The sequence below is a fragment of the Pseudomonas sp. BMS12 genome, assembly GCF_001592875.1.
Lineage (GTDB): Bacteria > Pseudomonadota > Gammaproteobacteria > Pseudomonadales > Pseudomonadaceae > Aquipseudomonas.
The window spans coordinates 96,406-119,042 of sequence record NZ_LSOF01000016.1 but is presented as its reverse complement, the minus strand read 5'-3'; the positions used below and the strand labels follow the sequence as shown (position 1 = coordinate 119,042).

At 64.5% G+C, this 22,637-nt stretch carries 22 protein-coding genes; 14 read left to right on the top strand and 8 right to left on the bottom strand.

The annotated features are described in order from the left end of the window. Positions 1-26: 26 nt before the first annotated feature. On the top strand, positions 27-452 hold the full coding sequence (locus AYB31_RS16255; RefSeq protein ID WP_068829751.1) for a DUF4124 domain-containing protein: 426 nt from the start codon (positions 27-29) through the stop codon (positions 450-452). Between the two features lie 61 nt (positions 453-513). Continuing rightward, a complete protein-coding gene (locus tag AYB31_RS16250; protein ID WP_068829750.1) occupies positions 514-873 on the top strand; it encodes a PilZ domain-containing protein in 360 nt (119 codons plus the stop codon). 8 nt (positions 874-881) lie between these two features. Here the strand turns inward: AYB31_RS16250 and AYB31_RS16245 are convergent, their stop codons facing one another. Next, on the bottom strand, positions 882-1,808 hold the full coding sequence (locus AYB31_RS16245) for a LysR family transcriptional regulator (protein ID WP_068829749.1): 927 nt from the start codon (positions 1,806-1,808) through the stop codon (positions 882-884). A 116-nt stretch (positions 1,809-1,924) separates the two neighbouring features. Here AYB31_RS16245 and fpr point away from each other — a divergent pair, with 116 nt between their 5' ends. Continuing rightward, positions 1,925-2,704: a ferredoxin-NADP reductase gene (fpr, locus tag AYB31_RS16240; protein WP_068829748.1), complete on the top strand. Its 780-nt coding sequence runs from the start codon at positions 1,925-1,927 to the stop codon at positions 2,702-2,704. Between the two features lie 107 nt (positions 2,705-2,811). Here the strand turns inward: fpr and ada are convergent, their stop codons facing one another. Continuing rightward, the gene (ada, locus tag AYB31_RS16235) at positions 2,812-3,846 is read right to left on the bottom strand and encodes a bifunctional DNA-binding transcriptional regulator/O6-methylguanine-DNA methyltransferase Ada (RefSeq protein ID WP_068829747.1); all 1,035 of its coding nucleotides are present in this window, start codon (positions 3,844-3,846) and stop codon (positions 2,812-2,814) included. Positions 3,847-3,963: 117 nt separating this feature from the next. Here ada and AYB31_RS16230 point away from each other — a divergent pair, with 117 nt between their 5' ends. Together AYB31_RS16230 and AYB31_RS16225 are read left to right on the top strand one after the other, a co-directional pair. After that, positions 3,964-7,458, top strand: coding sequence for a response regulator (locus AYB31_RS16230; RefSeq protein WP_068829746.1), 3,495 nt, complete (start codon positions 3,964-3,966; stop codon positions 7,456-7,458). Positions 7,459-7,472: 14 nt separating this feature from the next. Then, positions 7,473-8,654 carry an HD domain-containing phosphohydrolase gene (locus AYB31_RS16225; protein ID WP_068829745.1) on the top strand — a complete coding sequence of 394 codons (1,182 nt, stop codon included), beginning with the start codon at positions 7,473-7,475 and terminating at the stop codon, positions 8,652-8,654. Between the two features lie 13 nt (positions 8,655-8,667). On the opposite strand, the gene AYB31_RS16220 is transcribed toward AYB31_RS16225, so the two are convergent. Continuing rightward, the gene (locus AYB31_RS16220; protein WP_068829744.1) at positions 8,668-8,961 is read right to left on the bottom strand and encodes a DUF2218 domain-containing protein; all 294 of its coding nucleotides are present in this window, start codon (positions 8,959-8,961) and stop codon (positions 8,668-8,670) included. A 46-nt stretch (positions 8,962-9,007) separates the two neighbouring features. Beyond that, positions 9,008-9,649, bottom strand: a complete 642-nt coding sequence (locus tag AYB31_RS16215; RefSeq protein WP_068829743.1) for an NAD(P)-dependent oxidoreductase — start codon at positions 9,647-9,649, stop codon at positions 9,008-9,010. Positions 9,650-9,751: 102 nt separating this feature from the next. Here AYB31_RS16215 and AYB31_RS16210 point away from each other — a divergent pair, with 102 nt between their 5' ends. From AYB31_RS16210 to AYB31_RS16200, 3 genes are all read left to right on the top strand, one after another. Next, positions 9,752-10,639: a LysR family transcriptional regulator gene (locus AYB31_RS16210; RefSeq protein WP_068829742.1), complete on the top strand. Its 888-nt coding sequence runs from the start codon at positions 9,752-9,754 to the stop codon at positions 10,637-10,639. Positions 10,640-10,706: 67 nt separating this feature from the next. Beyond that, a complete protein-coding gene (locus tag AYB31_RS16205; protein WP_068829741.1) occupies positions 10,707-11,594 on the top strand; it encodes a PA4780 family RIO1-like protein kinase in 888 nt (295 codons plus the stop codon). 306 nt (positions 11,595-11,900) lie between these two features. After that, entirely contained in the window at positions 11,901-12,797 is an 897-nt protein-coding gene (locus AYB31_RS16200) for an EamA family transporter (protein WP_068829740.1), read from the top strand. Here AYB31_RS16200 and AYB31_RS16195 read toward each other — a convergent pair. Further along, a complete protein-coding gene (locus AYB31_RS16195; RefSeq protein ID WP_068829739.1) occupies positions 12,733-13,653 on the bottom strand; it encodes a LysR family transcriptional regulator in 921 nt (306 codons plus the stop codon). The two genes, AYB31_RS16200 and AYB31_RS16195, sit on opposite strands and share 65 nt — an antisense overlap. A 116-nt stretch (positions 13,654-13,769) precedes the next feature. Here AYB31_RS16195 and AYB31_RS16190 point away from each other — a divergent pair, with 116 nt between their 5' ends. The 3 genes from AYB31_RS16190 (at position 13,770) to AYB31_RS16180 (ending at position 17,686) form a co-directional block, all read left to right on the top strand. Continuing rightward, positions 13,770-14,528: an SDR family NAD(P)-dependent oxidoreductase gene (locus AYB31_RS16190; protein WP_068829738.1), complete on the top strand. Its 759-nt coding sequence runs from the start codon at positions 13,770-13,772 to the stop codon at positions 14,526-14,528. Between the two features lie 227 nt (positions 14,529-14,755). After that, on the top strand, positions 14,756-15,220 hold the full coding sequence (bfr, locus tag AYB31_RS16185) for a bacterioferritin (protein WP_068829737.1): 465 nt from the start codon (positions 14,756-14,758) through the stop codon (positions 15,218-15,220). Positions 15,221-15,442: 222 nt separating this feature from the next. Beyond that, positions 15,443-17,686 carry a TonB-dependent siderophore receptor gene (locus AYB31_RS16180; RefSeq protein ID WP_068829736.1) on the top strand — a complete coding sequence of 748 codons (2,244 nt, stop codon included), beginning with the start codon at positions 15,443-15,445 and terminating at the stop codon, positions 17,684-17,686. Positions 17,687-17,795: 109 nt separating this feature from the next. On the opposite strand, the gene cueR is transcribed toward AYB31_RS16180, so the two are convergent. The 3 genes from cueR to AYB31_RS16165 form a co-directional block, all read right to left on the bottom strand. After that, the gene (cueR, locus tag AYB31_RS16175) at positions 17,796-18,233 is read right to left on the bottom strand and encodes a Cu(I)-responsive transcriptional regulator (protein WP_068829735.1); all 438 of its coding nucleotides are present in this window, start codon (positions 18,231-18,233) and stop codon (positions 17,796-17,798) included. A gap of 7 nt (positions 18,234-18,240) precedes the next feature. Further along, a complete protein-coding gene (locus AYB31_RS16170; protein WP_068829734.1) occupies positions 18,241-19,530 on the bottom strand; it encodes a M18 family aminopeptidase in 1,290 nt (429 codons plus the stop codon). A 116-nt stretch (positions 19,531-19,646) separates the two neighbouring features. Continuing rightward, on the bottom strand, positions 19,647-20,609 hold the full coding sequence (locus AYB31_RS16165) for a GlxA family transcriptional regulator (RefSeq protein ID WP_068829733.1): 963 nt from the start codon (positions 20,607-20,609) through the stop codon (positions 19,647-19,649). A 110-nt stretch (positions 20,610-20,719) separates the two neighbouring features. Here AYB31_RS16165 and AYB31_RS16160 point away from each other — a divergent pair, with 110 nt between their 5' ends. The 3 genes from AYB31_RS16160 to AYB31_RS16150 all read left to right on the top strand — a co-directional run bounded on the left by AYB31_RS16160 (position 20,720) and on the right by AYB31_RS16150 (position 22,534). Continuing rightward, the gene (locus AYB31_RS16160) at positions 20,720-21,199 is read left to right on the top strand and encodes a nuclear transport factor 2 family protein (RefSeq protein ID WP_068829732.1); all 480 of its coding nucleotides are present in this window, start codon (positions 20,720-20,722) and stop codon (positions 21,197-21,199) included. 33 nt (positions 21,200-21,232) lie between these two features. Beyond that, a complete protein-coding gene (locus AYB31_RS16155; protein ID WP_068829731.1) occupies positions 21,233-21,532 on the top strand; it encodes a GIY-YIG nuclease family protein in 300 nt (99 codons plus the stop codon). 66 nt (positions 21,533-21,598) lie between these two features. Further along, on the top strand, positions 21,599-22,534 hold the full coding sequence (locus AYB31_RS16150) for a glutathione S-transferase family protein (protein ID WP_068829730.1): 936 nt from the start codon (positions 21,599-21,601) through the stop codon (positions 22,532-22,534). The last annotated feature ends 103 nt before the right edge of the window (positions 22,535-22,637 follow it).

The window sequence follows — 22,637 nt, the reverse complement described above, 5'->3', positions numbered from 1 at the left end:
TAAGCTGCGCAGAGGGAGGAAGTCGTATGCGTCATCTGCTGTTCGTACTCTTGCTCGCCCCGGCTGTGGCCAGCGCGGAAATCTACCGCTGGACCGATGCTCAGGGTCGGGTGCACTTCTCCGAAAAGCCCGGTGGGGCAGGGGCCGAGCAGGTGGAGGTCAAGCCGCAGGTGGTCGAGCGGGACGACGCCACCCGCGAGCGCGAACAGCGTAGCCAGCAGTATTTCGATGCGCGGCGTGACGAACGCGCCCAGGCCGAGTCCCGTGCTGCGTCGGCCCGTGCCGAGCGCAGCGCGGAGTGCGGCAAGCTGCGTCAGCAACTGCAGCAGATCGAACGCAATGGTCGGTACTTCACCACCGATGCCAACGGTGAGCGCAATTACGTCAGCGAAGCAGAAGTAGAAGCGGCACGCAGCCGTTTGTCGTCTCGAATTGCCGCACGGTGCGGCTGAGTCTGGTACTGCGGCACCTCAGAGCCCATACTCGGAAACCCGTCCATAGCGATTGGCCACCATGCATATCCAACGTCGCATAGATCGCCACCAGCTGCCCTACTACCTGAAGGTGTTCAACCGCATCACCGACAAGCCCATGGGCTACATCGGCAATGTTTCGTTGGACGGACTGATGCTGATCAGCCAGTACCCCATGCTGGTCGATGCGCGCTTCGACATGCGCCTGAAGATTCCGGGGCGCGACGGGCGTATCCACAACATCGACTTTGCTGCCACCTGCCAGTGGAGTCGCGAGGATGTGACCCCCGGCACCTACGATTCCGGCTTTGCTCTGGTGGCGCCGCCCGCCGAATACGTCGAGATGGTCGACGCCCTGCATCTGTACTTCAGCTTTCATCCCCTGGCCGCTTCGGCCTGAGTTATCCCTCAGGTAAACGGCGGCAGGATGATTTCGTCGCTGCGGCGGATACCGGCCGTCATTTCCCTGCACAGTTCGAGGAATTCGCGCATCGCCGCGGTCTGGTACTTCTGCTTGTGCCAGATGAAATAGAACTGGCGGATCAGGTCCAGTTCGGGTGTTTCCACCGCCACCAGGCTGCCGCGGCGGAAGGCGTCGCGTAGCGCCAGGCGCGAGATACAGCCGATACCCAGGCCGGACTCCACGGCGCGCTTGATCGCCTCGGTGTGCTCCAGTTCCAGGCGGATATTCAACTGCGCCGGGTGGTGGCGCATGGCCTGGTCGAAGGTCAGGCGCGTGCCCGAACCCTGCTCGCGGAGAATCCAGGCTTCGCGGGAAAGCTCCTCCAGGCTGGCAACACCGCGTTCGGCCAGTGGGTGTTGCGGCGCGCAGAACACCACCAGCTCATCCTCCACCCAGGGTTGCACCTCGATATCCGGGTGCTGGCAATCGCCTTCGATCAGGCCCAGGTCCAGCTCGTAGTGAGCGACCTGGGCCACTACGTTGGCGGTGTTCTGCACGTGCAGCTTGAGCCGGCATTCCGGGTGGCGCTGCATGAAGTTGCCGATCAGCAGGGTTGCCAGGTAATTGCCCACGGTCAGCGTGGCACCGACTTCCAGCAGGCCGAAGCCGGTCTTGCCGCTGAGCAGGCGCTCGATTTCCTTGGCCTGGTCCAGCAGTGCGACCGCCTGGGGTAGCAACTGGCGGCCCAGGGCATTGAGCGACAGGCGCTTGCCGGCGCGGTCGAACAGTTGGCAATCGGATTGCCGCTCCAGCTCACTGAGCGAGGTACTGGCGGCGGACTGCGAGAGGGCGAGGGATTCGGCCGCGCGGGAGACACTTTCCTGCTTGGCCACGGCGACGAAGACTTCCAGCTGTCTGAGTGTGAATCGCATATCTATATAACCAATATTCCATATCTTGATAATCCACTTAACAGATATTGTGCGCCTGCCTAGAATGACGCGCAATCCTGCCGGCCCGGCAGCACGATCTATTCAAGGAATTCAGCATGAGCAACATGAACTCGGAGCGCGTCGTCAGTGTGCATCACTGGAACGACACCCTGTTCAGCTTCAAGTGCACCCGCGACCCGGGCCTGCGCTTCGAGAACGGCCAGTTCGTCATGATCGGCCTGCAGCAGCCCAACGGCCGCCCGCTGATGCGCGCCTACTCCATCGCCAGCCCGAACTGGGAAGAGCACCTGGAGTTCTTCAGCATCAAGGTGCCGGATGGCCCGCTGACCTCGCAGCTGCAACACCTGAAAGAAGGCGACGAGATCATCATCAGCAAGAAGCCCACCGGAACGCTGGTGCTCGACGACCTCAACCCGGGCAAGCACCTGTACCTGCTCAGCACCGGTACCGGCCTGGCGCCGTTCATGAGCGTGATCCAGGACCCGGAAACCTACGAGCGTTTCGAGAAGGTCATCCTGGTGCACGGCGTGCGCTACGTGAACGAAGTGGCGTACAAGGAGTTCATCACCGAGCACCTGCCGACCAACGAGTTCTTCGGCGACGCCCTGAAGGAAAAGCTGATCTATTACCCGACCGTGACTCGCGAGCCGTTCGAGAACCAGGGCCGCCTGACCGACCTGATGCGCAGCGGCAAACTGTTCGCCGACATCGGCCTGCCGCCGATCAACCCGCAGGACGACCGCGCCATGATCTGCGGCAGCCCGAGCATGCTCGACGAGACCAGCGAAGTGCTCGACAGCTTCGGCCTGAAGATCTCCCCGCGCATGCGCGAACCGGGCGACTACCTGATCGAGCGTGCTTTCGTCGAGAAGTAAGTTCCATTGTCCTCAACAACAAACCCGCCATCTGGCGGGTTTGTTGTTTCTGGTGGTGCGCTTGTCGGTTGCGCTAGCAAGGCGCCATAAATCCGGGACGCATCAGGCTACTCCATGAGTACTCCTTCTCGTTCCAGCAGCGCCGCCTTGCGCGGCACGCCCCAGCGGTAGCCGGTGAGGGCGCCGCTGGCGCCGATGACCCGGTGGCAGGGCACCAGCAGGCCCAGCGGGTTGCTGGCGCAGGCGCGGGCCACGGCGCGGGCGTGGCTGTCGAGCTGCTCGGCCAGTTCGCCGTAGCGGCGTGTCTGCCCGGCGGGGATGCTGCGTAGAGCCTGCCACACCCGTTGCTGGAAGGCCGTGCCGCGCATATCCAATGGCAACTGGGCCGCCCTTGCCGGTTCCTCGATCTGTGCCACCACCTCACGCAGCCAGTCGCGCAGGCCACGCTGGTCGCGACGCAGTTCGGCAGCGGCGAAACGCCCCTGAAGTTCGTGCTCCAGCTCCAGTTCGTCGTCGCCGAACAGCAGGGCACAGGCACCTTTGCTGCTGGCGGCGAGCAGCAGCAGGCCCAGCGGACAGTCGCCGATGGCGTAGCGCAGCACTTCGCCGGCCCCGCGCTGGCGCCGCTGCGCCGGGCTTAGGGCTGACGGTTGTTCATAGAGTGCGCGAGTGCCGGAGTAGCCGGCGTCCAAGGCGGCCTGCAACACCGAGCTTGCCCGGGGCAAGGTGGCTTCTAGGCGTTGGCGGCGCTGCGCGTCGAACCAGGCGCGAGGTGTCAGTCCGGTGCGGGCCTTGAAGGCGCGGGTCAGGTGCGAGGCGGACAGGCCGATACGTCTGGCCAGCTGTTCCAGGGTCGGTGCCTGTTCAGTGGTCTGCAGGAGCTGACAGGTGGCGAGGACCAGTTCGTCCAGTTGTTCGGCCGGGCTCTTGCCGGTCGGCGAGCAGCGTTTGCAGGGACGAAAGCCGGCGGCTTCGGCACTGGCCGGATCGGCGTGGAAGCTGACATTGGTACGGTTCGGTCGGCGTGCCGGGCAGCTGGGGCGGCAGTAGATGCCGGTGCTGCGTACGGCAAAGACGAACCGGCCGTCCTGAGCGGTATCGCGCTCACATACGGCGTGCCAGCAGCGGTCGAGGTCGAGCATGGCGATTTCCTCAGTGTTCATGGCCCGATTGTCGAACGGCAGCCCCGGCCTGCCAATCCGCATCTGACTTTCAAAGCCTATGCTGAAGGCGCATCCGTATGACAAGGACGCTGTTCCATGTTGCGCACCTTCATTGTGATCTGCTTGTGTCTGTTGCCTCTGCTCGCGCCAGCGGCCCTGCGCCTGGACGACACCGAGCGAGCCTGGGTGGCGGAGCATCCCGTGCTCAAGGTTGGCGTCGAGCGGTCCGGTTGGCCGCCTTTCGATGTGATCGACGAGCAGGGGCGTCATCGTGGGCTCAGTGGCGACTACCTGGCCTTGCTGAGTCAGCGTCTTGGTCTGCGCTTCGAGCCAGTGCTGTTCGATGACTGGGATTCGGCGCTCAAGGCCCTGCGCGAAGGTCGGGTCGATGTGCTGCCTTCGGTGGCACAAACACCCGAGCGCGACGCGTACATGGCCTTCACGCGTGCCTACCTGGTCAGCAGCAGTCTGATCTTCACCCGTGGCGACCAGGGGGTGCAGCGGATTCCCGATCTGGCCGGGCGCCTGGTGGCGATCGAGCGCGGCTATGTTCTGCAGCAGGCCCTGCGTGACAAGGTTCCCGATGTCCGTCTGCTGGAGGTGAGCGACACCGAGGCGGCCTTGCGCGCCGTTTCGTCCGGGCGTGCCGATGCCTATGTGGGCGACATGATCGTTGCCAGCTATCTGATCCGCGAGCTGAATCTGACCAATCTGGAGTTGCGCGGTGAGACGGGGCTCTCCACCAGCGAGTTCCGCTTCGCCGCGCAGCGTAAGCAGACCCAGCTGATCGCGTTGCTGGACAAGGCCCTGACCAGTCTGAGCGAGCAGGAGCAGGATGCGATCAAGGAACGCTGGCTGCCGCCACTCACGGCCTTCAACTGGCAGCGTCTGTTGCAGGTCGGCTGGCCTTATCTGATCGCGCTGGTCGTACTGATCGCCTTCGTCCTGGTGTGGAACCGCCGCCTGGCGGTGCAGATCGCCGAGCGCCAGCGTGCCGAGGCCGAAGCACAGCGCCAGCGCAGCACCCTGGTGGCGTTGATCAACGCGATTCCCGATCCGATCTGGTTCAAGGATGCCCAGGGGCGTTACCTGGGCGTCAATCAGGCCTGCGCCGAGCTGTTCGGCCAAAGCCACGCGCAGGTGCTGGGCAAGTGTGACGAGGAACTGCTGCATCCCGAGTGGGCGGCGAGCCGTCGCGAGCACGACCTGACTGCACTGAACTGGAGCGGCCCCTTCGAGAGCGAAGGCTTTTCCATCTACCCGGATGGCCGGCGGGTGGTGTTCGATACCTTGCGCACCACTTTTCACGATGACCAGGGCAAGCTGCTCGGCCTGGTCGGTGTGAGCCGTGACATCACCCTGCGCAAGCAGGCCGAGGACGAGCTGGCCAAGGCCAAGGAGCTGGCCGAGGAAGCGGCGCGGCTGAAGTCGGATTTCCTCGCCAACATGAGCCATGAGATCCGCACGCCGATGAACGCCATCATCGGCATGTCGCACCTGGCTCTGAAGACCGACCTCAACCCGCGCCAGCGCGACTACCTGGGCAAGATCCAGCAGGCCGGCCAGCACCTGCTGGGGATCATCAACGACATCCTCGACTTCTCCAAGATCGAGGCCGGCAAGCTGAGCATCGAGCACATCGACTTCGACCTGCAGCAGGTGCTGGAAAACCTCGCCAGCCTGATCGGCGACAAGGTCGGCAGCAAGGGCCTGGAGCTGGTGTTCAACCTGGATCCGGCGGTGCCCCAGCACCTGGTTGGCGACCCGCTGCGCCTGGGTCAGATCCTGATCAACTACGCCAACAATGCCGTGAAGTTCACCGAGGCGGGTGAGGTGGAAGTCATCCTGCGCGCCGAACAGCGCGGTGCCGAGCAGTTGTTGCTGTACATGGGCGTGCGCGACACCGGCATCGGCCTGACGCCCGAGCAACAGGGGCGGCTGTTCGAGTCGTTCCAGCAGGCCGACACCTCCACCACGCGCAAGTACGGTGGCACCGGTCTCGGCCTGGCCATCTGCAAGAGCCTGGCCGAGGCCATGGGAGGGCATGTCGGGGTGGAAAGCACGGTCGGTCAGGGCAGCCTGTTCTGGTGCAGGGTGCCCCTGGGGATCGCTGGAGAACAAGGCCCGCGATTGTTGCCGCAGGCCGACCTGCGTGGCCGGCGGGTGTTGGTGGTGGACGACAACGACAGCGCCCGCCAGGTGCTGTACGACCTGCTCGGCAGCATGAGCTTTCGCGTCGACGCGGCGGCCTCCGGGCCGGACGCTCTGCGTCAGGTGCAGGAGGCCGCGCTGCGCCGCGAACCCTACGAGCTGATCGTGCTGGACTGGCAGATGCCGGGCATGGACGGCCTGGAAACCGGTCGGCGCATTCTGGAGCTGGGCCTGCAACCGCCGCCACACTTGCTGATGGTGACCGCCTACGGCCGCGAGGAAGTGTTGCAGGGCGCCGAGCGGGTGGGCATCGAGGATGTGTTGCTCAAACCGATCAACCCTTCGCTGTTGTTCGATTCGCTGATCCGCAGCCTGGGCGGAAAAGGCTCTGCCCAGGGTTTCGCGCGCCTGCCGGTGGGCGAGGCGGTGCCCAATTTCGCCGGTCAGCGCGTGCTGCTGGTGGAAGATAACGAGCTGAACCGCGAGGTGGCCTGCGGCCTGCTGGAGGAGAGCGGCCTGCAGATCGACCAGGCCGAGCATGGCCAGATTGCCCTCGACCTGCTGCGGGCCAACCCCGATGGCCATTACGCCCTGGTGCTGATGGACATGCAGATGCCGGTGCTGGATGGCATCGCCACCACCGAGGCACTGCGCCGCGAGCCGCGCTTCGCCGGGCTGCCGATCGTGGCCATGACTGCCAACGCCATGCCCGCCGACCGCGAACGCTGCCTGGCCGCCGGGATGAACGATCACCTGGGCAAACCCATCGAGCCTGCCGAGTTGTGGCAGGCGCTGAGCCGCTGGATGGCGGCGAGCCCCATGGAACAGCCAGTCGCGACACCCTGCCCGGTCTTACCAGACTGGCAGTTGCCGGGGGTGGACCTGGCCAGCGGCATGCGCCGCGTTCTGGGCAAGCCCGAACTCTACCTGCGCCTGCTCGGCAAGTTTTCTGTCAGCCAGGCCGATTTTGCCGCGCGTTTGCGTCAGCTGCTGGCAGATGGCGAGCAGGAGGCCGCCGAGCGTGAGGCGCACAGTCTCAAGGGGCTGGCCGGCAACCTGGGCGCCGGTGATCTGGCGGCCCTGGCGGCGGCCCTGGAAAGTGCGATCAAGGACGCCCGGCATGATGAGCTGGACGCCGTGCTCGATGAGCTGGAAGCCAGCCTGGCGGCGCTGGTGCAGGCGATCCGGGCTCTGCAGCCGAGAACTGCCGCGGCGGTCGCCGATGCGCCGCAGTTACAGGCGCTTTGCCAGCAGCTGCTGCAACTGATCGCCGCCGATGATCCGCGCGCCGGAAAAGTCTTCGACGAGCAGGCCGAACTGCTGCGCAGCGCCTTTAATGAGCAGTACGGCCCCTTGGCTGCCGCGGTGCGTGGCTTCGATTTCGAACGGGCCCTGGTACTGCTGCGCGAGGCGGCGAAGGGAATCGATAGCACGCTCTGAGCGAGGAACAGGACATGATGGAAATGCTCGATCGGCCCGACCAGCCGCTGATATTGCTGGTGGACGACACGCCGGAAAACCTCACGTTGATGAGCGAGCTGCTGCTGGACAGCTACCGGGTCAAGGTCGCCAGCAATGGCGCCAAGGCCTTGCGCATCGCTGCGGAAAGTCAGCCTGATCTGATCCTGCTCGACATCATGATGCCGGAGATGGATGGCTACGAGGTTTGCCGGCGTCTCAAGGACGATCCCGCCACCGCTGACATTCCGGTGGTCTTCCTCACCGCCAAGACCGAGCTGGCCGACGAGCAGCAGGGTTTCGACCTGGGTGCGGTGGACTACATCACCAAGCCGATCAGCCCGCCCATTGTCCTCGCTCGGGTGCGGGCACAACTGCAGCTCAAGGCCAGTGCTGACTTCCTGCGCGACAAGAGCGAGTACCTGGAGTGGGAGGTGCGCCGCCGTACTCAGGATATCCAGCGCCTGCAGGAGGTGACCATCGAGGCCATGGCCAGGCTCGCGGCCATGCGTGACAACCCCTGTGGCAAGCACTTGGCCCGTATCGAGCCCTACATGACGGAGCTGGCCGGCAGCTTGGCGCGCCAGCAACCCCTGTTGGCCGATGAACTGAACCAGGCGCGCATCGCCCAGCTGGGCAAGTCCGCGTTGCTGTACGGCATTGGCAAGCTGGTACTGCCGGACCGCATTCTGCTAAGCCCGACGCCGCTGCAGGGCAAGGACCTGGCGCTGCTGCACAGCCACGCGCTGGCCGGGCGTGATGCGCTGCTGGCCGCCGAAGCCCGGCTGGGGAGCGTTACCGATTTCCTGCGTGACGCCCGCGATATCGTCTACAGCCAGCATGAGCACTGGGACGGCAGTGGCTATCCACAGGGCCTGCGTGGCGAGCAGATCCCCTTGGCGGCGCGCTTGATGGCAGTGGTCGGCGCCTATGAGGAAATGACCAGCTATCGCCCCTATCGGCAGACCCTGGATCACCCCGCGGCAGTCGCGCGGATCAGCGCCGCCAGCGGCACCCGCTTCGACCCTTCCGTGGTGCTGGCGCTGATCGAGTCCGCCGAGCGCTTCGTCCAGATCGCCCGGGAGCATGCCGACGATGCAGCCTCCTTGCACGGCGAACTGCAGCGCCTGGAAGAGTCGCTTGGCGAGAGTATCGAGCTGACCTTGCCGCCTTCCTAAGTTCAGGCTGGAATCAGGCGCCCGGTTGCCAGTCCAGGGTCAGGGCTTCCTTCCAGGCGAAGCGTTCGAAGTGGCTGGCGACCACGTTCTGCAGCCTTTCCAGGTTCTCCTGATCGGTGCTTTCCACGCGCAGGCTCAGGCCATTCGGCTCGGCTGTCAGCAGCGACAGGCCGATATTGAATTCGATACGGCCCTGCTGCTCGTCGAAGCTGACCGGGATCTTGTGGGCAAAGTGCTTGCACAGGCGGCTGATATAACGCGCCGGGCTGTCGGTGGTGACGAAGGCAGTTGCACTGAGATTGTTCATGGGTGACTCCTTGAAGGTGTGCAGCCCCTGAAACAGGGGCTGTCGATCAGTAGGCCAGGGTGAAACGCTGACGGATGTGCTGCGGATGCTCAGTCTCGTCGAGCAGGGCCACGGCCAGGTCGGCCACCGAGATGCGGCCGGGTTGCTCGCCGTCCATCAACAGCGCTTCGCCGCCCAGGCGGAACTTGCCGCTACGTGGGCCCGGTTCGAGCAGGGCAGCGGGGGAGAGGAAGGTCCACTCCAGCTCCTGTTCTTCGCGCAGCTGACTCAGGGCCTGGCGAGCGCCCTCGGCGCCTTCCTTGTAGGCCGCCGGGAAGCTGGCGGTATCGATCAGTTGCAGGCCCGGCGCCACGTACAGGCTGCCGGCACCGCCGACCACCAGCAGGCGCTTGACCCCGGCCGCCTTGCTCGCCGCGACGATCGCCTGGGAGCCGGTGATGAACTGGGCGCGAATGTCGGCCTGCTCCCAGCCGGGGTTGAAGGCGCTCAGCACGGCGTCGTGGCCGCGCAGTTGCTCGGCGAGGGCGGCGGTGTCATGCACATTGGCGCCTACGCCGTTCAGGCGTTCGTGGCTCGGTAGCTTCTCCGGATGGCGGACCAGGGCGGTGACCTGGTGCCCCCGGTTGAGGGCTTCTTCCAGCAGGGCCTTGCCGACAAAGCCGGTGGCGCCGATCAGGGCGAGTTTCATGCTGCGATTCCTTGGGTGGATTGCGGTGGTGAAATGATCGCAACTGGATAAAGATCGGAAAAAGACGCTTAATTGGCTTTCATAGTTAAGTAGGGCTTAATAATGGAGCAGCTCAAGCGCATGGCCCTGTTCGCCGCCGTAGTGGACAAGGGTTCCATGGTCGGCGCCGCCGAGGCCCTGGGCATGACCGCCTCGGCGGTCAGCCAGCAGATCCGCAAGCTGGAGGAGAGCACCCAGCTCAGCCTGCTGCACCGCACCACGCGCAAGTTGACCCTGACCGAGGCGGGGGCTCAGCTGTACCAGAGCTGCCGGCAGATCGTGGCGCTGGCCGAGCAGGCCGAGCAGCGCCTGGCCGAGCTGCGCGATGCGCCGGTGGGCGAGTTGCGCATCGCCGCGCCGGTGGGCTTCTCCGGTGGCCTTTTGTGCGAGGCCCTTGCGCCGTTGCTGCAGGCCCATCCGCAACTGAGCCTGCGATTGTTCTTCAATGACGAAGTACTCGACATGGTCGAGCAGCGCATCGACCTGGCCATTCGCGTCGGCCGTCAGGAGGACTCCAGCCTGGTCGCCCGGCATGTGGCGGACTGGGACACCCTGCTGTGCGCGGCGCCGGCCTATCTGGCCCGTTGTGGCTGGGTCGGGCAGCCGCAGCAGTTGCTCGACCTGGACTGGATCGGGTTGCATACCGATCGCGCCCAGCACCTGCTGCTGCGCGGACCGGCCGGTGCTGAGCAGCGTCTGCGCCTGGAAAGTCGCATCGCCTGCAACAACATCCTTGCGGTGCGCCAGTTCACCCTGGCCGGCATGGGCGTGTCGCAGCAGCCGGAGCCCGAGGTGCGTGAGCTGCTGGCCCGTGGCGAGCTGCTGGCGCTGCTGCCGGATTGGCAGCCGGAGAGCATCGGCCTGCATATCGTCACGCCGCGTCGCGACGCCCAGCCGGCCAAGGTACGCTATGCCATCGAGGCCTTGCGCCGCCGCCTGTTGCAGGCTTGAGCTGGGCGCGGCGGCGCGATTGCCGTATAAGGGCGCAATTGTCACCCGTGGAGACCCGATCAGTTCGATGAAAACCCCGAAACGCCTGGAACCCCTGCTCGAAGATGGTCTGATCGACGAGGTGGTACGTCCGCTGATGAGTGGCAAGGAAGCCTCGGTCTATGTCGTGCGCTGCGGTACCGAGCTGCGCTGCGCCAAGGTTTATAAAGAGGCTAACAAGCGCGGCTTCCGTCAGGCCGCCGAGTACCAGGAAGGCCGCAAGACCCGCAACAGCCGCGATGCCCGGGCCATGGCCAAGGGCAGCAAGTACGGGCGCAAGGAGCAGGAAGAGGCCTGGCAGAATGCCGAGGTCTCGGCGTTGTTCCGCCTGGCCAATGCCGGAGTGCGGGTACCCAAGCCCTACGACTATCAGGACGGCGTGCTGCTGATGGAAATGGTCGACGATGGCTACGGCGATGCCGCCCCGCGCCTCAACGATGTCGACCTGTTGCCGGACGATGCCCGCGAATTCCATGCCTTCATGATCGGCGAGATCGTCAAGATGCTCTGTGCCGGCCTGGTGCATGGTGACCTGTCGGAATTCAACGTGCTGCTCGACCCCTATGGCCCGGTGATCATCGACCTGCCGCAGGCGGTGGATGCGGCCGCCAACAACCACGCCTTCAGCATGCTCGAACGCGACGTGCGCAACATGGCCGAGTATTTCGGCCAGTTCGCCCCGGAGCTGCTGGGCACCCGCTACGCCAAGGAAATGTGGGCCCTGTTCGAAGACGGCAAGCTGACCCCGGAGAGCCAGCTCACCGGCCAGTTCGACGAGCCCGAGGACGAAGCCGACGTCGAGTCGGTGATGCGCGAGATCAAGGCCGCCCTGGCCGAGCAGGAGCGCCGTGAAGCGCTGCGCAGCGCCGAAGACGCCCCCCGCGACGAGCCGCCGCCACCGCCCTGGGCGCAATAGGTTGGTCTTCGCCAAAAAAAGCCCGCCCGTCGCGGGCGTTTTGGCATGTACCTGGGTAGACCTAAAAAGCAATCGATGCAGCTGCCCGGCCCTTGCTGCGAAAGCGGGTCAAGTGCGTTCGGTGGGAGCGGCTTCAGCCGCGATGAAGGCCGCTCGCGGTCGTGCTCTGTCCAGGCATTGCCTCGTGGCTGCAGCCGCTCCCTCACGGGTGTTGCGCTGGTGGTGCATACAGTTGCTCGGTAACTGTATCGATCCAGTCCTGCGGCAAACTGTTAGGGTGCTCAGGTTCTTGCTGGAGCGTTCGCCATGCCCCTACCGCACATCCTCCTGGCCCTGTTGGTCACCCTGATCTGGGGCGTCAACTTCGTCGTCATCAAGGTCGGCCTGGAGGACTTTCCGCCGCTGTTGTTCTGTGCCCTGCGCTTCGCCCTGGCGGCTCTGCCGTTGCTGTTCCTGCGTGGGCCCTTGCCGGCGCCCGGGTGGCGCATCGTGCAGATCGGCGTGCTGCTCGGGGTGGTCAAGTTCGGCCTGCTGTTCGTCGGCATGCACCTGGGCATGCCGGCCGGGCTGTCGTCGCTGGTGCTGCAGAGCCAGGTGTTCTTTACCGTGCTGATCGCCGCGCTGGTGCTGGGCGAGCGGCCGACGGCCCGGGCGTTGGCCGGCCTGGTGCTGGCGGCCGGAGGGTTGGTGCTGATCGGCCTGCAGCGGCCGCTGGGCGACAGCCTGCTGGGCTTCGCCCTGGTGGTAGCCGCCGCGCTGGCCTGGGCCTTCTCCAATATCGCCACCAAGCGTTCCGGCGCCAGCGACATGCTGCGCCTGATCTGCTGGGTCAGCCTGGTGCCGGTGTTGCCGCTGCTGGGCCTGTCGTATCTGTTCGAGGGGCCGCAGGCGATGGGCGCGGCACTGAGCAACCTGAGCTGGCGCGGCGTCGGCGCGCTGCTGTATATCGCCTTCCTCGCCACCACGGTCGGCTTCGCCATCTGGAGCTTTCTGCTGCGCCGCTACCCGGCCAGCCTGGTCACGCCCTTCGCCCTGGCGGTGCCGGTATCCGGCCTGCTGTCCGGCTGGCTGCTGCTCGGTGAGGCGCTCAGCCCGCTAGGTTGGCTGGCCTGCGGCCTGGTTTTCGGCGGCCTGGTGATCACCGTGTTGCCGGCGTCCGTTCTGCGACGTAGGGGCGCACCAGGCCAGCCAGCCAATCCATGAATACCTGCACCCGCTTCGACAGGTTGCGTCGATGCGGGTACAGCAGAAACACCGGCATGGGGGCGGCGCGGAACTCGGCTAACACTTCCACCAGGCGCCCATCGGCCAGATAGGGCAGCACGCCCACGCGCGGCACCTGGATCAGTCCGAGTCCGGCCAGGCAGGCCTGGCTGTAGGCGTCGGTGCTGTTCACCGTCAGCGCGCCAGGCATATCCAGGCTGTGCGTCTCGCCGTTCTGCTGGTATTCCCAGCCATCGGCCCGCGCGCCGAGGTTGGGCACGTAGTGCACCAGGCGATGCTCGGCCAGGTCCGCCAGGCTGCGCGGCGTGCCGAAGCGTTGCAGGTAGGCGGGGCTGGCGCAGTTGATCTGCTCCATCTGCCCCAGCGAGCGGGCGATCAGCCCCGGGTCGACCTGGCCGCCGACCCGCACCACGCAATCGAAACCTTCGCGGATCAGGTCGACTCGGTGATCGGTGCAGCTCAGCTCCAACTCCAGTTGCGGATGGGCGCGGAGGAATTCGGCCAGGCGTGGCAGCACCAGGTCGCGGGCCACAGCCTGGTTCATGTCCACCCGCAGGCGGCCACGCAATTGGCTGGCTTCCAGCTGGAACATCGCCTCGATTTCCTCGGCGTCGGCCAGCAGGTCCTTGCAGCGCTCGTAGCAGGCCTGGCCGTCCTGGGTCAGGCTCACCCGGCGCGTGGTGCGGTGCAGCAGGCGGGCGCCGAGCTGGTTTTCCAGTTGCTGTACCAGCAGCGAAACGCTGGCCTTGGGCTGGCCCAGGCTCTCGGCGGCGCGGGTGAAGCTGGCCAGTTCGGCGACGCGGACGAAAGCCCGCATGGCATGAAAGCGGTCCATAGCTGCTCACTGTTATTGATATTTGGACAGTCTAAACAGGATTGGCTGATTTATCTGATCAAGGTCGATCAATAGTTTTGTCCTCGTCAGCCATTCACTCCGACGAGGACATCAAGATGAACCCGACTCTCACCCTGATCACCGGCGCCAGCCGCGGCCTTGGCAAGAACGCCGCCCTGCACCTGGCCGAACAAGGCCACGACCTGATCCTGACCTACAACAGCGGCAAGGCCGAGGCCGAAGCATTGGTGGCGCAGATCCGTGCCCTCGGTCGCAAGGCCGTGGCCTTGCAGCTGGATGTCGGTCGCGCGGCAAGCTTCGAGGATTTCGCCAACCATGTGCGTGCGGCCCTGGCCGCCACCTTCCAGCGTGACAGCTTCGATGCCCTGGTCAACAACGCCGGCATCGGCATCCACGTGCCCTTCGCCGAGACCAGCGAGGAGCAGTTCGACCAGTTGCTGAACATCCACCTCAAGGGCACTTTCTTCCTCACCCAGAAACTGTTGCCGCTGGTGGCCGACGGTGGGCGCATTCTCAATGTCTCCAGCGGGCTGGCGCGTTTCTCGCTGCCGGGCTACGCCGCCTACGCGGCGATGAAAGGCGGTATCGAGGTTTTGACCCGCTACATGGCCAAGGAGCTGGGGGCGCGTGGCATTCGCGCCAATGTGATTGCCCCGGGCGCTATCGAAACCGATTTTGGCGGCGGCGCCGTGCGTGATAACGCCGAACTCAACGCGGCCATTGCGGCGCAGACGGCGCTGGGGCGGGTTGGCCTGCCGGACGACATCGGCAAGGCCATCGCCATGTTGCTGTCCGCGGAAGCCGGCTGGGTCAATGCGCAGCGTGTCGAGGTGTCCGGCGGCATGTTTGTTTGAGCCTGGCCTGAGCAACCGAGGAGCGGAGTTCTCTGCTCCTCGGTTGCTGTTTGTGGCGCGTTATCAGAGGCATTTTCATTTACTGCAAGATGGCTTAAACCCAGCAAGCATGCGGCTTTGCGCTAATGCGAATCGCTCCGCCGATAAAGGCGTTTTGTTGCTTGACCAGTGCGCATCGAGGGTCGAAGCTTGCCGTCTGAACGAAGCTTTTGTTGGGGAATCGAGTCATGCAAGGCGCTGCCGAAGTCGTCGAATATCTCAAGGAACTACTGCGTGGCGAGCTCGCCGCGCGCGATCAGTATTTCCTGCATTCACGGATGTACGAGGACTGGGGCTTCAACAAGCTCTACGAGCGTCTCAACCACGAGATGGAGGAAGAGACCGAACACGCCGATGCCCTGCTCAGGCGCATCCTCTTCCTCGAAGCCACGCCGAACATGACACCACACAAGATCCATCCCGGCGCCACCGTGCCGGACATGCTGCGTGCCGACCTCAAGCTGGAATACGAAGTGCGTGAGGCCCTGGCCAAGGGTATAGAGCTGTGCGAAAAGCATGGCGATTACATCAGCCGCGAGATGCTTGAAGTGCAGCTGCACGATACGGAGGAAGACCACGCCTATTGGCTGGAACAGCAGCTCGGCCTGATCGACCGCATCGGCCTGCAGAACTACCTGCAATCGCAAGCCTGACGCTTGCACTCTCAGCAATACCCAAGGGGCGCTTCGGCGCCCCTTTTGTTTGCCTGGCCAGTCAGCGCATCGCGCTGGGTTGGCATCTCTCCTGAAAAATTATTGCGCTGTTGCAAGGAACTTTCTTTTGGCAGGTTCTTTAAATTGAGTCTTTATCTGAATTACTATGATAAGCATTCTCAAATAAAGCATTAGCCAACGCATAACCCTTCGGAGTACACCATGTCCCCTTGCACCCTCCCGCGTCAGCCAGGTGCGGCTGCCGCGCGCTCGTCCCTGTCACTTCGCCCGCTGGCCCTGGCGATTCACCTACTGGCTGCTGGTAGCGCTGTTGCTGCGTTGCCGGCTTATGCGCAGCAGACAGAGGAGGGGGCGGTGACGCTCGATGCGTTGGCCATCACCGGCGAGGCTGCACAGGTTCTGGGTGACACCACCGAAGGAACACGGTCCTACACCACGGGTTCCGCCAAGACCGCGACTCCGCTGAAGATGTCGCTGCGCGAAACCCCGCAATCGGTCACCGTGGTCACCCAGCAGCGCATGCAGGACCAGGACCTGCAGACCATTACCGATGTGGTCAACAACACCACGGGTATCTCGCTGAACCGCTACGAGACCAGCCGTGGCCAGATCAACGCCCGCGGTTTCGAACTCAACTCGCTGATGATCGACGGCGTACCGACCATCTATGAGCAACCCTGGAGCTCGGGGGAGATCTTCAGCAGTCTGGCCATGTACGACCGCGTCGAAGTAGTGCGCGGCGCCAACGGCCTGATGACTGGCGCGGGCGACCCCTCCGCCTCGCTGAACATGGTGCGCAAACGCGCCAACAGCCGCGAGCTGACTGGCTCGGTCGAGGTCAGTGCGGGCACCTGGGATACCTATGGCACCCTGGGTGACCTGTCCATGGCCTTGAACGAGGAGGGCACCATCCGCGCGCGCCTGGTCGGTGAATACAACGAGGGTGACAGCTGGATCGACCTGCACTCCAACCAGCGCGAAACCTTCTACGGCACCATGGATATCGACCTGACGCCTGATACCACCCTGTGGTTCGGGGCCAGTCGCCAGGAGAACAAGTCCGATTCGCCGATGTGGGGTGGCCTGCCCGTGTGGTATGCCGACGGTGGCAAGACCGACTGGAGCCGCTCCAAGACTTCCTCTGCGAACTGGAGCCAGTGGGATACCACCTACGAAACCTATTTCGTCAATCTGGATCACACCTTCGCCAACGACTGGCAGGTCAACCTGAGCTACAACCGTGGCGAGCGGACCGGCGATTCCGCCCTGTTGTATCTCTCCGGCAATCCCGGCCGAGATGGCGCCAGCGGCATGTCCTCGTTCCCGGCCACCTACAAGACCGAAACCACCCAGGATGACTACAGCATTCGCTTCAGTGGCCCGTTCGCCCTGCTTGGCCGTGACCATGATCTGGCCTTCGGCTATGTCCACAGCGAACAGGATTTCGATGCCGACCAGGTTCCCGCGCTGAGCGGCTTTGGTGGCGTGGCGAACTTCGACGACTACAGCGGCGATTTTGCCGAACCGATCTGGGGCGCACGCAGCGACTATGGCTACGGCGAGGTCGAGCAGCGCGGCGTCTATGCGGCGACCCGCCTTAACCTGAGCGATGACCTGAAGCTGATTCTCGGTGCACGTGACAGCTTCTACGAGAAGACCAGCGATGACATCTACTCGGAAGTCAGCAAGGTCGACGTCGACAACGAGATCACGCCTTATGTCGGTATCGTCTATGACCTCACCGACAGTGTCTCGGCCTATGCCAGCTACACGGAAATCTTCCTGCCGCAATCGGTACGCGATAGCAGCGGCCAGCAGCTCGACCCGATTACCGGCGAAAGCTACGAGACCGGTCTGAAGTTCGAGTTCTTCGACGGCCGTCTGAATGCTTCCGCGGCGATCTTCCAGATCAAGCAGGACAACCTGGGTCAGAGCACCGGCCAGCTGATCGATCCTACCGACCCGGTAGGCGGTTATGCCTATGAGGCCACCGAAGGTGCGACCAGCGAAGGCTTCGAGCTGGAGGTGTCTGGTGAGCTCACCGAAGGTTGGAATGTGTCGGCAGGCTACACCCAGTTCGAGGCCGAAGACGCCGAGGGTAGTGACGTCAACACGCTCTACCCGACAAAGCTGCTGCGGACCTTCACCACCTACCGTGTACCGGGCCTCTTCAACGACAAGCTGACCATCGGTGGCGGCGTGAACTGGCAGGACAGCATCTACACCTATGCCACCAACCCGGCAGGCAACCCCGAGAAGATCGAGCAGGACGCCTATGCTCTGGTCAGCCTGATGGCGCGCTACGAAATCACCGAGAACCTCTCGGCGCAACTGAACGCCAACAACGTGACCGACGAGAAGTATTTCGACATCTTCGATGCTTACGGTGCCCTGACCTACGGTGCTCCGCGTAGCCTCACAGCGTCCGCGAAGTACAACTTCTAAGGTTGCCCCCGCTGTAGCGACAGGCCCAAACCTGCCTGTTTTCAGCTCCACGCCAAACGCCGGCCCCAAGGCCGGCGTTTGGCTTTCTGGTGCTGTGCAAATCAGCCTTCTAGCGGTTTCCAGCTATACAGCCGCCCGCGTTGGCACTGTGCTCGCCGCTCCCCGTTTCCAGATCCCGCAGAATCGGGCAATCAGGTCGCTGATCGCCCTGGCAGTGCTGCACCAGTTCGCCCAGGGTGTCGCGCAGTGCGGTGAGTTCTTCGATCTTGCGGTTCAGCTCGGTGATATGGCCTTGCGCCAGGGCTTTCACATCGGCGCTGGCGCGCTGGCGGTTCTGCCACAGGGCCAGCAGTTTGCCGACCTCTTCCAGGGAAAAGCCCAGATCACGCGAGCGCTTGATGAAGGCCAGTACATGCAGGTCCTGGGCACCGTACTGGCGATAGCCGCTGTCCGTGCGCCCGGCCGGTTGCAGCAGGCCGATCGACTCGTAGTAACGGATCATCTTGGCGCTGAGGCCACTCCGCTTTGCCGCGAGACCGATGTTCACGGGGAGGTCAGGCCAGTTCTGCGCTGGCGTAGAAAGCCGTCAGCACCTTCACCAGATGGGCCAGGTCCTGGCTGCCGGCCAGTTCGCGAATCGAATGCATGGCAAAGGTCGGCAGGCCGATGTCCACGGTGCGCACGCCCAGCTGGCTGGCGGTGATCGGGCCGATGGTCGAGCCGCAGCCCATGTCGCTGCGTACCACGAAGCTTTGCACCGGCACTTCCTCGGCCAGGCACAGGTGGCGGAAGAAACCGGCAGTCTCGCTGTTGGTGGCGTAGCGCTGATTGCTGTTGACCTTGATCACCGGGCCGGCGTTGAGCTTGGGACCATGGTTGGCGTCGTGTTTGTCGGCATAGTTGGGGTGTACGCCGTGGGCATTGTCGGCCGACACCAGTAGCGATTTCTGGATGCAGCGCACGAAGTCTCCGCCCTCCGGCAGCACTCGGCGCAGCACCTGTTCGAGGAACGGACCATCGGCGCCACAGGCCGAGCAGGAACCGATTTCCTCATGGTCGGTGCACACCAGTACGCAGCTTTCGTCACCTTCCGCGGCCAGCAGAGCCTGCAGGCCGGCATAGCACGACAGCAGATTGTCTAGGCGCGCGCCGGCGATGAACTCCTGGTTGAGGCCGATCACGGCGGCGCTCTGGGTGTCGTAGAAGCTCAGCTCGTAGTCGAGTACCGCATCGGCGCTGACACCGTGCTCCTCGGCCAGACGCTCGGTGAGCAGGGCGCGGAAGTCCAGTTTGTCGTCACCCGAGACCTGCGCCAGGATCGGCGGCAATTCGTTCTGTGGGTTGATCGCCCAGCCCTGGTTGGCCTCGCGGTTGAGGTGGATGGCCAGGTTGGGAATCACCGCGATGGGCAGCTGAAAGTCGATCAGCAGGCTCTGCACCTTGCCGCCTTCGCGAAAGGTAACGCGCCCGGCCAGCGACAGATCGCGGTCGAACCAGGGGGCGAGCAGGGCGCCGCCGTAGACTTCCACGCCGAGCTGGAAAAAGCCCTGGCGCTGCAGCTCAGGCTGGGGTTTTACGCGTAGGCAGGGGCTGTCGGTATGCGCGCCAACCAGGCGCAGGCCGCCGTCCAGCGGCGCGCGGTTGCCCAGGCGAAAGGCAATGATGGATGAGTCGTTGCGGGTCACGTAATAGCGACCGCCCGCTTCGGTGTGCCAGGGCTCGCGTTCGTCCAGAGCCTTGTAACCTGCGGCTTGCAGGCGTTGGGCCAGGTTGCGGGTGGCGTGGAAGGGGGTGGGTGAGGCCTTGAGGAAATCGATCAGGCCCTGGTTCAGCTCTGTGCGCATATCGGACTCCGGACAACGATGGTCCCGAGTTTATCGGATTCGGCTCGTTGATTGGCAGGAGAGTCCGGCGCTTGTTCGACCTCACCGAAGGTCGTGGTCTCGGGCTATGCGGTTGTTCACGAATTTTCCCCTGTCTGCCGCAGGCGCTTGCGATAGGCACCAGGAGCCTCTCCGCTGAGTTGCTTGAACAGTTTGGCAAAGGTCGCCCGGTCGGCGTAGCCGACCTGCTCGGCCACCTGCTCCAGCGAGCAGGCGGGATTGCGCAGGGCGTGCTGGGCGGCGCTGATGCGCAGGCGCTGCAGATAGTCGTTGGGGGTCAGGCCGGTGGCAGCGCGGAAGCGCCGTAGCAGGGTGCGGGTCGAGCAGCTGGCTTGCTCGGCCAGGCGTTGCAGGTCGATGGCTTCGGCGTGGTGCTGACGCATCCAGCGCAGCAGTGAGGCGATCTGCGGGTCGTCCTGGCCGGCGCTTGGTAGCAGCGGGACGAAGCGGGCCTGGCTGCCGCGCTCGCGGTCGATCACCAGGGTGGCGGCGACCTGCTGTGCCAGCCAGTCGCCGGCGTGTTGAGCGATCAGGTGCAGGCACAGGTCAAGGCCGGCCTGGGCGCCGCCGGAGCAGAAGCGGTTGCCATCCTCGGTGAACAAGGCATCGATCTGCAGGCGGACCTGGGGAAAGCGCTGGCGGAAGGGTTCCGCCAGGCGCCAGTGCGTGGTCGCGCGGCGGCCATTGAGCTGGCCGGCGGCGGCCAGCAGGCAGGCGCTGCTGCACAGGCTGGCCAGTTGCTGTTCGGTCGGGCGCGCCGCCAGCCAGTCGAGCAGTTCGGCGTTGCTGTCTAGGGTGAGCTGCAGGCTGCTGCCCGTGGCCGGAATCAGCAGCAGCTCGGCGTCGTTGGCCAGGCTCAGGTCGCCCTGTACGCGTACTTCGGCGATGCCGAGCTCCACCGCGTTGCCGCTGGCACTGACGCGCTGCAGTGCGAACAGCGGTTTGCCGGCCAGCTGGTTGGCCAGCTGCAGCGCATCGATGATCATGCTCAGGCTGGAGAGCACGGTCTGCGGACAGACGTAGATGGCGACTCGGATCATGGCGGTGCTCGCTGGGTTTGGCGATTATTCACACAAAGTAGTCGTTATCGCCAATCGCGTATCGCTCTATCGAAGGCGATACTGCAATCGATCCCCATCGGAGCCACCTCATGACTCATCCCAATGCCGAACTGATCGAGCGTTTCTACCAGGCCTTCCAGCGCCAGGATGGCGAGGCCATGGCAGCCTGCTATGCCGAGCATGTGCAGTTTTCCGACCCAGTGTTCCACGACCTCAAGGGCCGTGATGCCGGTGACATGTGGCGCATGCTCTGTGCCCGCGCCAAGCAGTTCTCGCTGACCTTCGAGGTGCTTGAGGCAGACGACCGGCAGGGTCGCGCGCGCTGGGTGGCGACCTACCTGTTCAGCCAGACCGGGCGCATGGTGGAAAACCACATCGAGGCCAGTTTCCGCTTCGAGGCCGGCAAGATCGTCGAGCACCATGACCGTTTCGACCTGTGGCGCTGGGCGCGCCAGGCCCTGGGTGCCAAGGGTCTGTTGCTGGGCTGGCTGGCGCCGGTGCAGGCGGCCATCGGCAAGCAGGCCATGGCCGGATTGCGTGCCTGGCAGGCCGGGCGTCGGGCGGGGTAAGCTCGGCGACCGCCGATCACTCCTGTTCTGTTCATGACCGATACCCCATCCGACAAGCCCTGGTTCGTCTACCTGGTACGTGCCGAGAACGGCGCGCTCTACTGCGGCATCAGCGACGATCCGCAGCGACGCTTCACCCAGCACTGCAGTGGCAAGGGCGCGCGTTTCTTCCACAGCAGCCCGGCGCAGGCGCTGGTGTACGTGGAAGCCTGCTCGGACAAGGGCAGCGCCCTGCGTCGCGAGCGGGCGATCAAGTCCCTGGCCAAGGCGGCCAAGGAGCGCCTGGTCGCGAGCTGCGTCATGGGGGAAACTGATAGCCTGCTATCAGTCTGAGCGGGTAGGCTGCCGCTCATCCCGGGGGTAAGCTGCCCCTTCATTGCTACCGACGCGGAGCCCGTCATGCACGAGTTGATCCTGCACCACTATCCGACCTCGCCCTTTGCCGAGAAGGCCCGTTTGCTGCTGGGCTTCAAGCAGCTGTCCTGGCGCTCGGTGATGATTTCGCCGGTTATGCCCAAGCCCGACCTGACCGCCCTGACCGGTGGCTATCGCAAGACTCCGGTGCTGCAGGTCGGCGCCGATATCTACTGCGATACCGCCCTGATCGCCCGTCGCCTGGAGGCCGAGAAGAGCGTGCCCGCGCTGTTCCCGGAAGGCCAGGAGTTCGTCGTTGCCAGCTTCGCCCTGTGGGTCGACTCGGTGGTGTTCCAGCATGCGGTGAGCCTGGTGTTCCAGCCGGAGTCCGTGGCGCTGCGTTTCGCCAAGCTGCCGCCGGAAGCGGTCAAGGCCTTCATCGCCGACCGCGCCGGGTTGTTCAGTGGCGGCACCGCGACCCGCATCCCGGCGGAAATCGCCAAACACAACTGGCCGAGCATCATGGGCCGGGTGGAGCAGCAGCTGGCGCGCGAGGAGGGCGACTTCCTGTTCGGCGAGCCGTCGGTGGCCGACTTCTCCCTGGCGCATTGCCTGTGGTTCCTCAAGGGCACCCCGGTGACCGCGCCTCTGGTCGATGCCTACCCCAACGTGAGCGCCTGGCTCGGTCGTGTGCTCGGCTTCGGCCATGGCGCTGTCAGCGAGCTGGGCGCCGCCGACGCCATCGAGATCGCCCGTGCGGCGACGCCGGCGGCGCTGCCGGATGAGCAGTTCGTCGAGCCCAACGGCTTCCAGGTCGGTCAGCGGGTGAAGATCGCCGCTACCGACTATGGTGTCGACCCGGTGGAGGGCGAGCTGCTGTTCGCCGGTGCCGAGGAGCTGATCCTGCGCCGCGAGGACGAGCGCGCCGGCGTGGTGCATGTGCACTTCCCGCGCCTGGGTTTCCGTATCGAAGCGCTGTAAGCGCGACAGGTTGCAAGGCAGCGTGCTTTGCAAAGTCAGAAAAACGCCGCACACCCCTACAGGTCTGCGGCGTTTTTTATGCTCCGAGCATCATGAGCGAGAC

Coding starts and splice junctions, on each gene's coding strand:
- AYB31_RS16170 (WP_068829734.1), bottom strand. CDS start 19,530: ATGCGCACAGAGCTGAACCAGGGCCTGATCGATTTCCTCAAGGCCTCA.
- AYB31_RS16205 (WP_068829741.1), top strand. CDS start 10,707: ATGAAAACCCCGAAACGCCTGGAACCCCTGCTCGAAGATGGTCTGATC.
- AYB31_RS16150 (WP_068829730.1), top strand. CDS start 21,599: ATGCACGAGTTGATCCTGCACCACTATCCGACCTCGCCCTTTGCCGAG.
- AYB31_RS16210 (WP_068829742.1), top strand. CDS start 9,752: ATGGAGCAGCTCAAGCGCATGGCCCTGTTCGCCGCCGTAGTGGACAAG.
- AYB31_RS16180 (WP_068829736.1), top strand. CDS start 15,443: ATGTCCCCTTGCACCCTCCCGCGTCAGCCAGGTGCGGCTGCCGCGCGC.
- AYB31_RS16195 (WP_068829739.1), bottom strand. CDS start 13,653: ATGGACCGCTTTCATGCCATGCGGGCTTTCGTCCGCGTCGCCGAACTG.
- AYB31_RS16160 (WP_068829732.1), top strand. CDS start 20,720: ATGACTCATCCCAATGCCGAACTGATCGAGCGTTTCTACCAGGCCTTC.
- AYB31_RS16255 (WP_068829751.1), top strand. CDS start 27: ATGCGTCATCTGCTGTTCGTACTCTTGCTCGCCCCGGCTGTGGCCAGC.
- AYB31_RS16250 (WP_068829750.1), top strand. CDS start 514: ATGCATATCCAACGTCGCATAGATCGCCACCAGCTGCCCTACTACCTG.
- ada (WP_068829747.1), bottom strand. CDS start 3,846: ATGCTCGACCTCGACCGCTGCTGGCACGCCGTATGTGAGCGCGATACC.
- AYB31_RS16155 (WP_068829731.1), top strand. CDS start 21,233: ATGACCGATACCCCATCCGACAAGCCCTGGTTCGTCTACCTGGTACGT.
- AYB31_RS16200 (WP_068829740.1), top strand. CDS start 11,901: ATGCCCCTACCGCACATCCTCCTGGCCCTGTTGGTCACCCTGATCTGG.
- AYB31_RS16245 (WP_068829749.1), bottom strand. CDS start 1,808: ATGCGATTCACACTCAGACAGCTGGAAGTCTTCGTCGCCGTGGCCAAG.
- AYB31_RS16230 (WP_068829746.1), top strand. CDS start 3,964: ATGTTGCGCACCTTCATTGTGATCTGCTTGTGTCTGTTGCCTCTGCTC.
- AYB31_RS16190 (WP_068829738.1), top strand. CDS start 13,770: ATGAACCCGACTCTCACCCTGATCACCGGCGCCAGCCGCGGCCTTGGC.
- AYB31_RS16165 (WP_068829733.1), bottom strand. CDS start 20,609: ATGATCCGAGTCGCCATCTACGTCTGTCCGCAGACCGTGCTCTCCAGC.
- AYB31_RS16220 (WP_068829744.1), bottom strand. CDS start 8,961: ATGAACAATCTCAGTGCAACTGCCTTCGTCACCACCGACAGCCCGGCG.
- bfr (WP_068829737.1), top strand. CDS start 14,756: ATGCAAGGCGCTGCCGAAGTCGTCGAATATCTCAAGGAACTACTGCGT.
- fpr (WP_068829748.1), top strand. CDS start 1,925: ATGAGCAACATGAACTCGGAGCGCGTCGTCAGTGTGCATCACTGGAAC.
- AYB31_RS16225 (WP_068829745.1), top strand. CDS start 7,473: ATGATGGAAATGCTCGATCGGCCCGACCAGCCGCTGATATTGCTGGTG.
- AYB31_RS16215 (WP_068829743.1), bottom strand. CDS start 9,649: ATGAAACTCGCCCTGATCGGCGCCACCGGCTTTGTCGGCAAGGCCCTG.